Consider the following 14,728-nt stretch of genomic DNA (forward strand, 5'->3'; position numbering starts at 1 on the left):
ATGCTCGGTCAACCACTGGCTATTCATGGTGAACCCTCCGGGTTCGGAAAATGCGGAATGCGAAATGGGGAGTGCTTGGTTTTTGATTGAGAGGTCCGCATAGCGCAGCGTACTGTTGCTGGCATCCAGTGGCTTGCGATTTTGACCGCCCTGCTCTTCGCCTGTGCTGAGTGTGTGGCCAAAGATATTGTCGAGAAAAAGCTGTCGTCTGATTCCCAACTGGTGCTGCGGTAAGATGAGACGAATGCCAAAACCTCGTACACGTTGCAGATTGTCCGGTGGTCGTGTATCCAAGAATACTGACAAGGGGGGGGCTCCCTTTTGAGCGCCGTTGTTTCAGCAGGGTGCTTGTCCGGCCGAAATCCTGGACATGACTTGCGGAGGTTGAACCTTGTCTTTCGGCTCCTGCCTGACTATGGATCACGATGGAATCGGTCCTCCCTCAAGTCATCATCCACACCGACGGCGGCTGCCTTGGCAACCCCGGCGTGGGTGGATGGGCGGCGGTTCTGGAGTCGTGCGGACGTCGCAAGGAGATCAGCGGGGGTGAGCCAGCCACGACGAACAATCGGATGGAGCTGCGCGCGGCCATCGAGGCGCTCTCCCACCTGAAAAAAACCTGCGCTGTGGAGATGCACACGGACTCCCAATACGTCCGCAACGGCATCACCAAATGGCTGGCGGGGTGGAAGAAAAACGGATGGAAAACGGCCAGCAAGCAGCGCGTGAAGAATGAAGATCTCTGGAGCACACTCGATGCCGCGGCACAACGGCACCAAGTGAGCTGGCACTGGGTCAAGGGGCATGCCGGGCATGATGACAACGAACGCTGTGACCAGCTCTGTGGGGAGGCGATGGAGGCGGTCAAGAAACAGCACACCCGCCAGCAACTTGCTGCTGCGCTGGTGGCTTTTAAAGACACCGGGAGGTGACCATGAGCACGACGAGATTCCCGATGAAGCTTCGCGACATCCGGTCCGCGGGTCGGACGTTCTGGCATCTCGGCATCCTGTTGTTGTGGGCGCTCATCATTGGCCTGGATCTGCTTCACGTCCGGTTTCCGTCGGATGAGATGAGCTCGCTGCGAGATGGCCCGGAAGCGAACAAGCTTCACAGTATCAAACAAGCGCTGGAACAGGCGGCGTCCATCTACCGCACTCGCGACATGAGTGTCCCGACAGATCGGGTGATCGGGATCTGGCCGGATTTCGACGCGACCAAGCTCGGTGGGAAGCCAATCTTTTCAGGTGCAGATCCCCAGTCGATAACGGACCCCCAAATCAGGGCTGCTTACGTGCAGGCACTGGTGGATCATGAGAAGCTCTTGAGCCGGCTGCCCATCGAGCTGCACAAGCTTCAAGAAGGGGACCATTGCGCGAGCGGGGCATTGCGGATCTTCCAAACTTCCTCGGACCCTGCGAGTTTGATGAAAGCTGTCGCGAATCAAATCGAATCCATGCCGGAGGCTACCTGGATCAAGGAGCGCTTGAGCAAGGTCATGTTTCTCGGAAGCCCCTCCAAGAAGCCATCAGCGTCTGCTTCAGACACAAAAGGGTAGAAGATGAAAACGCCGCGCACTCGAGCTTTGCTCTGGGCTGGAACAATCACCGTCGGAGGCGCGGCAGAACCGGCGGCGTGCCAGGGGTGCTCTATGATTTCAAGCAGGATCGCAAAGGGAAACCGCAGCCCTACAACGCCAACGGATACTTCCAGCTCGTGAAGGCGTTCGCGGACAAGAAGTTTGGAGCCTCGGAGATGAAAGGTTATTTCCAAGCTCCGCAGCAGATGAACTTCACCTTCCTGGCCGTGCCCTTGCTGGCGGCAGAGGAGGGGCCCAAGGCCTTCGCCGTGGAGAAGGACGTGCAGCCCCGCGGCTGGCTGGTGCACTACACCGGCATGGTGACCCCGCCGGAGAACGGGGAGTGGCGCTTCGTCGGTTACTTTGATGATCTGCTGGCCGTGTACATCAACGGTGAGCCGGGTGATGGCTTCTCGCCCTCATGGTTGACGCCGGTCAGGCCGGGCATGGAGTGCAAGCATACGGTAGTACGAAAGTAACCACGGCGGAGCCAAAGACCCCGTGACCCTCAAGGATACGTTGGCAAACCCAGGGCCCCTCGACAAACACTTGCCGCACGCAGCGCCACCAATTTTGGGGTGCTCAGGGTCTTCGGGGACGGTGCGTGATTGTGTGAAAGTTCCGCCCCTGCCTCCGCCGTAATGCAAGCCGTGGTCCTATTGCAGCAATGGCTCTTGATCGAGGGGATGAAACTGGCGCGCAGCGCCCTCTTCCTGGGGCTGTGCGTCACGGTGACAGCACGCGGGGCCGAGACAGCACGCGGGGCCTCATCTCCGGATGACAATGGGGGAATGCCGCAGCCTCTGAAACAGGAGCTCTTCGAGGGCCTTCTCGCGAATCCGCCTTTCACCCGCTCCTTGGGGTTGTCAGATACGTTGATTCTCACCGGGGTTGCCCGCTTCGACAGCGAGGTGTTTGCCACCCTCCTGGACACGAAGACCATGGAATCCCAAGTCGTCTCGCAGAAGCCCAATCGGGAAGGCTGGCAACTTATTGGCATCGGCGGCGATCCCGCCCTGATGCACACCTGGTCGGCCAAGATCCAGATCAAGGGGGGCGAGGTCGCGGTGATCCGCTATGGGAAGCCGCCACCCAAGCCCAAACGGCCTATCGGCGGTGGAGGAGGGTTTGGTGGCGGCCCGGGTGGATCCCCGGCTCCGCTGAGTCCGTCTGAGCAGGCGGAGGCCAAGCAAGCCGCCGTAAACTATCGCGAAGGTTTCTCCTCGGACGGGTATCCGCGTCAGCCACCGCCCGAGATGGTGGAGAAGCTCTCCCGCATGAGCGTGGAGCAGCGCGAGGCGATCAACCGCGAGATGATCGGCATCCGCAATCGCGGTATGAGCATGGAGGAGCGTCGTCGCATCTACGAGGACATGGTGAACCGGACGAGCCGCGGTGGACGGTGAACTGATGCAAAGGATGAAGGATTGACGCCCGTGAGACGTTCATGAGGGGCGCGCCGTTCAGGTGCGCCTGATTCCCCGGCCGCCTCTGACCACCACCCCTGCTACCCCGGGAGACTGTCGTTCGTCCCATCCTTCCGCCGGTCAACACCCCACCACCACCCACTGTTGTACCGGAAGGCTTGTGCTTATGCCTCCGTTCACATGAAAACCTCTCTACTGACTCTTTTGGCGACGGTCTGCTCCGTTGCTGCCGCCGCCCCCTCTGAAAGACCCAACGTCGTGGTCATGCTGGTCGATGACATGGGCTGGTCGGACATTGGCTGCTATGGCGGCGAGCTGAAGACACCAAACCTGGACGCTCTGGCCAAGGGAGGGGTGCGTTTCACCCAGTTCTACAATGCGGCACGCTGCTGCCCCACGCGCGCCTCCCTCCTCACCGGGCTGTATCCGCACCAGGCAGGTGTGGGCCACATGACCGATGAACGGCGCGATGAGAAGGGCAACGCTCTCCCAGGATATTCAGGCCGGCTCAATGACACCTCCGTCACCATTGCCGAGGTGTTGGGCCAGGCGGGCTACTTCACCGCCATGACGGGCAAATGGCATGTGGGCCAGAACTTGGGAGTGGTGCCAGACAAGCGCGGATTCCAGCGCACTCTGACGGCCGCCGCCGGTGGCTTCTACTTCCCCGAGGCCAAGAACGCGCGCCTTTTCTACAATGGCGAGGAGGTTGCCAAAGACAAAGAGGGCGGGCCAGTGTCCAAAGAATGGTACTCCAGCGATCTGTGGGCAGACTTTGGTCTGAAGTTCGTGGATGAGGCGCTCGCCGCGAAGAAGCCGTTTTTCCTCTACACCGCCTTCAATGCCCCGCACTTCCCGTTGCAGGCTCCGGAGGAGGACATCGCCCGCTGGCGTGGCAAGTTCAAGGCAGGCTGGGACAAGCTGCGTGAGGAGCGCTATCGTCGCCAGATCGCCGCTGGGCTCATCGATGAGAAGTGGCCGCTCTCTCCCTGCCCCGCAGAGGTGCCTGCGTGGGAAAGCCTCACGCCGGAGCAGCAGGACCGCTATGACCACCTCATGGCCATTTATGCCGCCGTCATCGAGCGCATGGACCGCGCGGTGGGGCAACTGGTGGATGGGCTGAAACAGCGCGGCCAGCTCGACAACACGCTCATCCTCTTCCTGAGCGACAACGGCGGCAATGCGGAGGCTGGTGTGCCGGGGCGCTCCAACGGAAAGAATCTGGGCAGTGCGGACTCTGACGTCTTCATCGGCCAGTGCTGGGCCACGCTCAACAACACCCCGTTTGTGCGCTACAAGCACTACACGGACGAGGGCGGCATCTCCACACCGCTGATCGCCCATTGGCCGGGTGGCATCCCTGCGGCACGCCGTGGCGTCCTGGAAAAGCAACCCGGCCACTTGATCGACATTCTCGCGACGGCGGTGGATGCCTCCGGCGCGGAGTACCCGAAGGAATTCAACGGCAAAGCCATCACCCCCAAAGCGGGCATCAGTCTGCTTCCGGCGCTGAAAGGCGAATCCCTGGCCCGCAGCCAGCCGATCTTTTGGGAGCATGAGGGTAATCGTGCGGTGCGTGACGGTGATCTCAAGCTCGTCGCTCTGGAGAATCAGCCCTGGCGTCTCTATGATCTGGCGGCAGATCGCAGTGAGCAAAACGACCTCGCGGCCGCACGGCCCGACGTGGTGAAGGCCCTTGCGGACAAGTGGCAAACCTGGGCGGCAAGCTCGAATGTGCTTCCGTTGGGAGGGTGGCGGGCTGGCCCGCGAAAGAAGGGGCCCAACCGTTTCACCCTGAAGAGCGGTGACCACCTCGATGGTGAGAAGGCCCCGGGCGTGGCGGGCAGAGGGTTCACCCTCACCGCGAAGTTTGAGGCGACAGATGGCGACAGTGAGGGCGTCCTCGTCGCTCATGGCGGCACGGCCCACGGATACTCTCTCTCCTTCCAGCAGGGCAAGTTGACGTTCGCGGTGCGCCGTGATGGCAAAATCACCCAGGTGGGCGTGCCGGAAGCCGTCAAAGGACCGCAGACCGCCGTCGCCACCTTGGGAGCGGATGGAGCGATTTCGCTCTCGGTCGGCGGGAGTGTGGCCACTGCGAAAGCAGAGGGCGTCATCGCGGCCAATCCCAAGGACGGTCTCGATGTTGGCAATGACCTCGGTGCCCCTGTGGGGCCCTATGCGAAGGCGGCTCCCTTCAAGGGCAAGATCGACTCCGTAGAGATTGTGATTTCCAGGAACTGACCGGCCACGGATTGGCGGGGGTCCGGGCAGTCTTCCCGCCGGTGCTCTGCAACGGGTGCCGGCGGTCCAGGGGCTTGGCTCCCCCGACATTTGTTGGGGGTAGAACATCTGGCGGAGGTTCGTAGGAGAAAGCGTCCCATTTTCCTGCCGTGTTTACGAAATACCTCCTGCCGTCCTCCCTGCTGATCCTGTGGTGTGCTCCCTCAATCTCCGCTGCTCCTGACAGCCCAGATCCGGTCATTGTCTCAAGCCTGGCTGAGCTCTCCCAAAAGGCGGCCGAAAGCGGCCTGGGGGTGAAGATGACACCCGGGGTGTATCGCCTGGCGGACTACCTCCCTCTGGCGACCATGCGGGAGCGGGCCCAGCGGAAGGCATGGCAGTTCATCACCTTCAGCGGGAGCAACAACACCTTCGACCTCACCGGCGTGACCATTGAGCTGGACACGTCGTTGAGGGCGGCCCTCCGTTCACCCATTCACACCGATGAGTTCCTCATCAACGGCAGCAATGTGACTCTGAAGGGGCTGACGATCACCAGCGTGGGTGATGGCAAGGCGAATGGCGGGGCAGTGCTGGGCGTGGCAGGTCAGGGCACCACCCTGCGCGATTGCACCATTCACGTGCAGGGGTCAGCGCCGTACGGCTATGGCGATCTGTTCGGCAAAGGGGGGCTCAAGCACAGCGGGGTGCATATCACCGGCAGCCAGACCACCATCATCGGCTGCAGGATCTACTCGCGCTCCTTCGGCCACGGCTTCTACCTGCAGGAGGATTGCCATGACGTCCGCTTTGAGGACTGTCATGTGGAGGGGGTGATGCGATCAACTGACGAGATGCTGAAAGAGACGGACGGCCTCGCGGTGAAGCGCAACTTTCAGACCGTGATCAAAACGCATGCTGGAAACTACCAGATCCTTCCGGGTTATATGAAAGCACTGGGGGAGGACGCCTTTCGCACCTATGGCCAGCACAGGAATCTGACGGTGAAGAACTGCACTGCAAAGAACATGCGTGGCGGGTTCGAGCTGCGCACCCAGACCGCGCCCCGGGTGGAGGGTTGCACAGCGCTGGGTTGCGAGCGTGGGTTTTGGGTGTCCACCGGAGCGACCCTCCTGCAATGCAAAGGCGATGTGCAATACGGGCCGCTGCTCTTCGTGGAAGGCGATGACGCCACAGTGGAAGTGAGCCTGGTGCCCTCGGACGACAGCAACATCAAGGTGCACCAGACGGCCGCCATCTACGGCCGCAGAAACAAGATCACGATCACCTCCCTGGGCGATCCGGCGCTCCTCCCGCCCATCCTGCTTGGCTTTGCGCCTCCCGGCATGGGCACCGGCTTGTCTCCAGTCAGTGAGCGGGATGCGCGCGAAATCGTGCTGTGCAATGAGACTGCCCTGCCGGTGGTCATCGGATCGCGGGCGGCCAAGTGCGAGGTGGCCACGCGGGGACCGGTGTTGGAGAACAAGGGCAAGGACATCAAGATCACGAGCCTGAGAGAGATCCAGGCGGCTCCGGGAGAGCGGTGAGCTTGCCGAGAAGCGGCGCAGAGGCCGGGGGCGCTGGGTGTCGGGCATTGTCACCTGATATTCGGCCAAAAAAGGAAGCGATTGAGCGCGTAGTCTCGAGTCGCCTTGTTTGTCAGGTGGTCCGGCAGTATCATCCCGGCCCTTTTCCGCTCCCCCAGCCTCATGTTCTGCTTCCGATCCGCGCTTATACTTGCTCTACTGGCTCTCTCTTCGCTCCCCACGGTGCGAGGCCAGACGTATTGGGATGCCAACGGAGACGCCGCTGGCTCAGGGAACCTCGGGGGTGTGTGGGGGACGGATGCCTTCTGGTCGAGCAACGCCAATGGCCTGACGGCGACAGGCGCGTATGTCTCTGGGAGTCAGGTGGTGTTCTCCGCAGGCACGGATGGCGTCGGCACTTACACCATCACCCTGTCCAGCAACCAGAGTGCTGCCGGGCTCAATTTTCAGGAGGGGCATGTCACCCTGGCACCGGCCACGACGGTGGACTTCGCCTCCACCCAGGTGCTGACCCTCACGGGAGCGGTGCCCGGTGTGAACGTGCAGAACATGGATTCGGTGATCTCCAGCAGGCTCACCTCGTCAGGATTGACCAAGACCGGGCTGGGCAAGCTCACGCTCAACTACGGCACCTCGGGCAGTGCCAGCTACTTTAACCTGGCGGGTGGTGCCATCACAGTGAACGCGGGTACGCTGGAGCTGGCCGGCACGGGTACCAGCGCGAACCAGCTGAATGCCGCCAATGGCATTGTAGTGAACTCCGGCGGCACGTTCCTGTGGAGCAGCGGGGTCAACAACATCAGCGATGGTGCCAAGTTCACCATCAACACCGGCGGCACGTTGATCACGAAGGTCAACGACCAGATTGGCACCTTCGAGGGGAGCGGTCTCATCTCCGTGCAAAACGGCTCCGTCAATCTCTCCATGGGGGCCAACGTGACCACCTTCTCCGGCCTCATCACCGGCAATGGCACGCTACAGGTGAACAACTCGACGGGCAGCCTGACCCTGACCAACGCCAACACCTTCTCCGGGGGAATCACCTCCCAGACCACCATCACGAACTCCGGTAGCATCCGGTTGGGGCACAATCGGGCGGCGCAGAATGCCACACTCAGGCTCAACAACTACGACACGTCGAAGATCAACATCAGCTTCGCCACCGGCATCGGCACCTTTGTGACAGGCGGTCTGGAGGGCATCAGCAAGCTGCTGCTGCAGGACACGACTGGTTCCGCCATCACCTTGCAGGTGGGAAACAACGATGTCTCCACGGTGTACCGGGGCGCTCTCAGCGGGAGTGGCGGCCTCACCAAGATCGGCAGCGGTACCCTGACCCTGACCGGGGAGTTTCTCACCGTCACCGCCACGACGGGCGGAGTCCCGACCACGTTGACCTCGCCCGGTGCGGCTTCGCACACCTACACCGGTGACACGACCATCCTCTCCGGCCCGCACACCAACGGCGGCGTCAGCTCCACCAGCGTCAGCACGTTGAAGCTGGACTTCAATGCTCTGGCAGACGTGTCCGCCGTCAGCGGAAGCACCACCTATCTGACCACCGCGACGGCAGCGACCTCGAACATCGTAAGCAGTTCCAGCCGCCTGGTGCTCGGGACCGGGAGGCTTTGGGTGGCGGGAAACAACGCCGGCGGCACGGCCAGCCAGACCTTCAACAACACCCGGCTTCTGACCGGTCGCAGCTATGTGACCGTGACCCAGGGGACGGTGGCCGGCCCCACGGTGGTGAATCTGGGCACCATCACCCGGGAGGTGGTGGGCATTCTGGAGTTCACCCTGCCCACAGGCACCCAGAGCCTGACCAACGGTATCACCACCACCACGGCCAACGGTGCCAGTGGCATCCTCGGTGGCTGGGCCATCGTTGGCAACGAGTGGGCGGTGAAGAACACCGCGGGGAGTGACATCGGAAACGTCGTTGCTGCCGGCGCAGGGGTGTACACCGCCTATGCAGGCGGCGATGTGGCGGGCACAGCCATCACCAATGTGTTGATCAATGACGCGTCCACCACCGTCTCCACCGGCACCGGCACCACGGATGTGAACACAGTCATGGTCAGAAATCTGGCCGCGGACAATAGCGTGGTGAACCGCACGATCGACATCGCGGCAGGGGAAACCCTCCGCCTGGGGGAATCTGGCAGCATCTGGAATCAGGGGGGCGGGACCCTGGCGATCGGGACTGCCGCGAATGTGGGTGTGCTCACGGCTGGCGGTGCGGATAACACGGCAGGGGAGATCATTCTGCATCAGACGGGTGCGGGCGAGGTCACCCTGCGGTCATCCATCCGGGACAACGGCACCGGTGCGGTCACGTTCATCCGCACCGGCGCGGGCGGGCAGGTGGTCATCTCCGGGGTGAACAACCACACGGGTGGCAGTGTCTTCACGCAGGGCCGCACCCGGGTGGACAATGTGGGCGGTCTGGGCTCCGGCCGGGTCACCGTCACGACTGGGGGGCAGCTCTGGATGAATGCCTCGGGCACGTACGCCCAGGCGTTTTCCCTCTCGGGTTCAGGTTATGGGGAGTCGGGCATTCCTGGTGCGCTACGCCTCGCTGGCGGGCAGGTGCTCAGCGGCATCATCACGCTCACGGGTGACACACGCATCGGGGCTGTGAATGCGAGCTCCGCCAGCACCCTGTCGGGCAAGATCACCGGGGACTATGCCCTGGATCTCTCTGGCGGCGCCAGTGGCACCAACATCATCGTGCTCAGCAACACGACGAATGATTTTACCGGGAACCTATCGCTCAACACCAATCTCAACGGCACCACCGCCTTTAACGCCGCGCTGGTGACCGTGCGGCTGGGTGCATCTGAAGTCATCCCCAACGGCTTTGGTAAAGGCAATGTAGTGCTGTCCGGTGGCTCCTCGGCGGTGACGCTGGATCTCAACGGGTTCAGTGAAACCATCAACAGCCTGATTTCCTATGGCACGCACGCCAACACCTTTGTGACCAACAACGCCACGGGCACCACCTCCACCCTCACCCTGGGGGACAACAACACAAGCACGCTGGTCGCCACGAATGCCGCCTACAGCACCTACTTCGGCGGGGCCTTGAAGGACGGTCTGGGCATTCTGGGCCTGACCAAGGTGGGAGAGGGCACACAGACCTTGAGCGGGGCCAATACCTACTCTGGCGTGACCCAGATCAACAAGGGCATCCTCCAGGCCGGGGCGGTCAACACGCTTTCCGCGAACTCCGATGTGGTGCTGATGAATGATGCCACCGTGATTCTCGCTCTAACCAACGGCATTGCGGATTTTTCGCAGGTCATCAAGTCCCTCTCAGGAGGTGGCAGGGTCAACCTGGGCACCATCGCCGCCGCCGACACGGTGGCAACGCCCGGCACGCGCCTCACCACGGGCAGTGCCGCAGACACCACGTACTCCGGCCAGATGGTCGGTGCGGGTGGTCTGGTGAAGCAGGGCGCAGGCCGCTTCACCCTCACCGGGGCGAATACGTATGTCGGCACCACCACCATCACGGCAGGGAATCTGCAGGTGGGGCTGTCAGGAGCGGGACAGACGGGCACGGGGCAGGTCACGGTGAATGCGGGGGCCACACTCTCCGGCACCGGCGTGGTGCAGGGGGCCACCACCGTTCAGGGCTTGATCAGTGCCGGGGACAATGGCGGTCAGGACCTGGGCAAGCTCACCTTCAGCAATGCGACCTCCGGCAGCCTGGTGCTGGCAGGGGGCGGCTCCGCGCTGGATCCGCGCGTGCTCTTCACCCTCGGTGGTGCCACCGGGAATGAGGCCGATCCCATGGATGGCATCCAGACCACAGGATGGCTCAATGGCGGGACCGGCAACCACGACCATGTGGAGGTGCAGGGTTCTTTGACGCTGACGAGCGGCAGTGTGATCAAGGTGGTGCTGGCCGATGCCTACACCCCCATGTGGGGAGATGTCTTCAACCTCATCGACTGGGCGACCGTGACGGGTGCGCTCAATGCCGGAACCTTCAATGTTGCCACCGACTTGAATCTCCAGGTGAGTGACACCATGACGGTCAATGGTTGGTACTGGGAAACAAACCAGTTCCTCACAGATGGCATCATTTATGTGGCTCCGGAGCCTGCGCGGGTGATGCTCATCTTGTTGGGCATGGGGTTCAGTGTGATGGGGCGTCGTCGCCGGAAAAAGGTGTCAGCCCGAACGACTCTCGAGCCTGGCATAGTAAAGGAGGCGGGGGTTCCCAGCCCCGCTCAGTCGAGCGTCTCGTGAGCGACATCGCCGGGAAACTCGGGGAGCGCAGGCGGCCCGCCTGCAGCTCACTCAGTCACCCTCACGCAGAGCGCACTCTATAGCTCCGACGCTGAGTTCCCGGCGAGCCGACTGCGCTCCCCAAGGCATTAATGCGTTGGCATCAGTCGAAGCTTGGGGGGCGCACGCACCTGCAAACTTCACACGTCAGGGTGCCGCAGAGGCAGCGGCTGATTTACCTTTATCCTTCGCGAACTGATCCGTGCCATACACCGCCATTTCGTTGAAGGACCAGAAGCAGCCTTTGTCGGAACCCGTCTGGGTGATGCGCACAAAGCGGGTGACGGTGTTGGGCGGGAATTGGACGGTGGTCATGGCCGCGCCTTTGCCGGAGACCACGGGCTCGGACCACTTTTCACCGTCGGTGCTCACCCGGACCTCATATCCACGGGGGTAGTCGTCCTTGGAGGCCAGGGAGTCGAGGGTGATCCTCGTGAGCAGATGGTCCCGCTGCATGTCGAACTGGAACCACTGGCCGGGCTGCTGCGGGGTGCCGGTGGACCAACGGGATTTGGCATCGCCGTCCCACGCGTGTTTGGTGTCCTTCTCCTTGAGGGAGGCGCTGAAGGCCCAGGCCTTCATGTTGTCGCGCGGCACGGTCAGATAGGGCCCCAGCTCAGCCAGGGTGTAGGGTTCCAGTCGGTCGGACTCGGCGCGAATGGCAGCCACCTCCGCAGGGGTGATGGTGGGCGCGTTGTTGCCGAAGTTGTTGCGGATATAGGTAAGAACCTCCGCCACCCATTGGTCATCGTTGGCCTTCATCGGCACCATGGCACCAGGGTAGGTCTTGCCATCCACTTCGCCCATGAGGCCATGCAGCAGGATGCGCACGAGGGCATCCGGACTGCCTGCCACGCGCGGTGAACCGGAGAGCGGCGGGGCGAGATGGAGACCATCGGAGGTCACCACGCCCTTGCCGTCCGGGCCATGACAGGCAAAGCAGATCTGGGCATAGTGCTCGCTGCCCTTGCGCATGAGCGCCATGCCTACCGGATCGATCTTGACGGAGATGCCGCTGGGTCTGGCCGGATCGAACTGCAGGCCCTGTCTGGCGGAGGCGGTGATGATCTCGTTCCAGGGATGCGAAGTGGCGGCCGCCTGCATCGCGGTGTGTCCGCCTTTGGCAGGAACGTAGCGCAAGGAGTTGACAGCTTGAACCACCACGTCAGGGGAGGGGTCTTTGACCATCGCCTCCACCTGGGTCAGCACTTCCTTGTCGGCCTTCTGCAGATAGCCTTCGCTGATGCGGATGGCCGTGGCGCGCACGCGTTCATCTTTGTCTTTGAAGGCGTCCATGAGAAGCTGCCGGTCCGTGGCACCCAGGCCGTCCAGCGTCCAGAGGGCGTGCATGCGGCCCAGAGGCTCCTGGCCCTTGTGGACGAGTTCGGTGAGGGCCGGGACCACGCTCCGGTCTCCTTTGAGCACCAGGAGCTTCTGCGCGGTGTCGCGCCACCAGCCGTTGGGGTGGGAGAGATGGCGGACCAGTTCAGCCGGTTTTTCCTGCAGCATGCGAGGCTGTGCGCCCGGTTGGTGGTCCTTGTGCACCAGGCGGTAGATGCGGCCATGGCCCACATACTTGTCATAGCCTTCGTTCACGATCGCGCTGTGCAGGTAGCCGCCCTGGGGCACCCAGGCGCTCTCCTGAATGACGCCGTGGTGCATGTCCACGATGTACAGGCAGCCATCGGGCCCGGTGGCGGTCCACACCGGGCGGAAGGCCAGGTCGGTGGAGGTGATGAACTCGTCGCCCGGGGTGGCATTGGTGAGCACACGCTTGCCATCCACGTTGTTCACCTTGGCCCGGCGGATGAGGCGACCCACCGGCTCCGGCAGGATGTAGTCGCCCCGCATTTCCTGCGGCAGTTGATCACCGCGAAAGATGGACTGCCCGCAGCAGGCGCTGAAGTGATTGAGCGTGCCCTTGGTGTTGTGGATGCGGTTGAGGCCGCTTTGGGTGTCCAACGTCTGCACGCCGGGGAAAGTCTCGGCAAATCCAGGCTCGGTTTCGTCTGGCAACGTCAGGCTGCCGTAGGTGGGAAACTGCTGGAAGCCAAAGGCCGGGTTCTCCCCGCCGGCAGCAGAGCAGAAGAAGCGCCCTTCATCGTCCATGGCCAGACCCCACTGGGAGGTGCGGCCGAAGATCTGCACGGGCTCCATGGCATTGCCTTCGCGGGTGAGTCGGAAGCGGCGGGAGAGATTGCCGCTGTACAGGTGATTGTCGATGCCCCACTGCAGCGCGGTGTCCTGGTGCTCCAGGTTGTTCTTGGTCGGTTCCCCGTTGTAGAACTCCTTCTTCTCATCTGCGATGCCGTCGCCGTTGGTGTCCTGATAAGTGGCGAACTTGCCGGTGTAGGTTTCGGCAATGATGACGCGCCCGTCCAGGGGTAGGACCATGCGCGGCAGCACCAGCTTGTCTGCGAAGACCGTGGATTGGTCGAGGATGCCGTCCCCGTTGGTATCCGTGAGGCGGGACACCCGCGAGACCGGTTCGTCCTGGCCGGTGGCCTTGAGATCATGCATGTAGCTGCGCATCTCCGCCACATACATGTGCCCGTCTCCATCCCAGGTGCAGAGCACGGGATGCACGATGGTGGGCTCTGCGGTGACGAGTTCAAGGCGATAACCTTCCGGCACTTTGATCCGGTCCATGGCCTGCTGGGTGGTGAGATCCATCATAGGCACCTTGGGCACGCCACCGGGGAAGTTGCGGCTGGTGCGCTCCTCCGTGGGGAAGTCCTGAGGAATGGCCGTCGGGCATTTGCCGGTCACCAGCCATTCGATGGAGCGCAGGAATGTCGTTTGAAAACCAACACAGGCCAGCGGGCCGGAGCTGTCTCCCACGTGGCCCATCACATTGGTCATGACTTTGCCCTTGCCGTAGGGCACCCACCAGAGCACGGGCTCATGCTTGCCTGTGCCACCGTACTTTGCGTCATCGAATGCGCTGAGGAGGATGTTCACGTTCTCGGCCGGTCCGCGCTGGCCGTGGTAGAGCTCGTCCTTCACATGCTTCCAAACACGGGGCATGCCTGCGGTGACGGGGTGTTGCGCATCGCGCACGGTGACCTGCCAGTCCCACTGCTTGCCGTGGCCGGAGGAGCGGCCTTTGCCCGCGGGCTCGCGCACCACAGTGCCGTCATCTTCCAGATAGAGCCCTGCACCATAGACGGTGTGACGCCAGAGGAGGCCCACCATTTTTTCGTATTCCTTCCAGCCGGTGAAGCTGTTGTTGGCGGCATGAACCAGGGCCACGGAGCCGCCTTCAGCGACATATTTCTCAAAAGCCGTCTGCACCCGCTGCGGCCACATGTCCCCGTTGTAGTCGAGCACGATGCACTGGTACTTGTGGAACTGGGGATCCCACTTGTCCCACTCCGTCGCAGGCGCGCCTTTGGCAGGCGTGTTGGATTCTCCGGCGATGAATCCTGGCAGTCCATTCAGGAGGGTCAGCAGGAATTCATTGCCGATCTTCCAGTCGTGATTGTTCTGTCCTCCAATGACGAGCACGGAGATGGCATCCTTCGATTTCGCGACGGTCGTAGCCGGAGCGGGCGCGGAAGGTTGTGCGGCAAGAGGGTGCGCGAGCGGAGTGGACGTCAGCAGCAGCACAGCCAGCCGGAGGCCTTGGGTGAATGACGGTAACTTGATCACGGAGA

General features: G+C 62.4%; 8 protein-coding genes. 7 read left to right on the top strand and 1 reads right to left on the bottom strand.

The window, feature by feature from the left end:
* The first annotated feature begins 425 nt into the window (after positions 1 to 425).
* From rnhA to VSP_RS00925, 7 genes are all read left to right on the top strand, one after another.
* On the top strand, positions 426 to 932 hold the full coding sequence (gene rnhA, locus VSP_RS00895; RefSeq protein ID WP_009958100.1) for a ribonuclease HI: 507 nt from the start codon (positions 426 to 428) through the stop codon (positions 930 to 932).
* A 2-nt stretch (positions 933 to 934) separates the two neighbouring features.
* Positions 935 to 1,558, top strand: a complete 624-nt coding sequence (locus VSP_RS00900) for a hypothetical protein (protein WP_029190075.1) — start codon at positions 935 to 937, stop codon at positions 1,556 to 1,558.
* 86 nt (positions 1,559 to 1,644) lie between these two features.
* On the top strand, positions 1,645 to 2,058 hold the full coding sequence (locus VSP_RS00905; RefSeq protein ID WP_009958102.1) for a PA14 domain-containing protein: 414 nt from the start codon (positions 1,645 to 1,647) through the stop codon (positions 2,056 to 2,058).
* A 162-nt stretch (positions 2,059 to 2,220) separates the two neighbouring features.
* Complete coding sequence (locus VSP_RS00910) at positions 2,221 to 2,985, top strand: hypothetical protein (protein WP_009958103.1); 765 nt, start codon at positions 2,221 to 2,223, stop codon at positions 2,983 to 2,985.
* Between the two features lie 201 nt (positions 2,986 to 3,186).
* Complete coding sequence (locus VSP_RS33270) at positions 3,187 to 5,250, top strand: arylsulfatase (RefSeq protein ID WP_009958107.1); 2,064 nt, start codon at positions 3,187 to 3,189, stop codon at positions 5,248 to 5,250.
* Positions 5,251 to 5,399: 149 nt separating this feature from the next.
* Positions 5,400 to 6,776 carry a right-handed parallel beta-helix repeat-containing protein gene (locus tag VSP_RS33275; protein WP_009958108.1) on the top strand — a complete coding sequence of 459 codons (1,377 nt, stop codon included), beginning with the start codon at positions 5,400 to 5,402 and terminating at the stop codon, positions 6,774 to 6,776.
* A 162-nt stretch (positions 6,777 to 6,938) separates the two neighbouring features.
* Entirely contained in the window at positions 6,939 to 11,033 is a 4,095-nt protein-coding gene (locus tag VSP_RS00925) for a beta strand repeat-containing protein (RefSeq protein WP_009958109.1), read from the top strand.
* A gap of 186 nt (positions 11,034 to 11,219) precedes the next feature.
* Here the strand turns inward: VSP_RS00925 and VSP_RS00930 are convergent, their stop codons facing one another.
* Entirely contained in the window at positions 11,220 to 14,723 is a 3,504-nt protein-coding gene (locus VSP_RS00930) for a DUF7133 domain-containing protein (protein WP_009958110.1), read from the bottom strand.
* Between the last annotated feature and the right edge of the window lie 5 nt (positions 14,724 to 14,728).

Source organism: Verrucomicrobium spinosum DSM 4136 = JCM 18804, from assembly GCF_000172155.1.
Classification (GTDB): Bacteria; Verrucomicrobiota; Verrucomicrobiia; order Verrucomicrobiales; family Verrucomicrobiaceae; genus Verrucomicrobium; species Verrucomicrobium spinosum.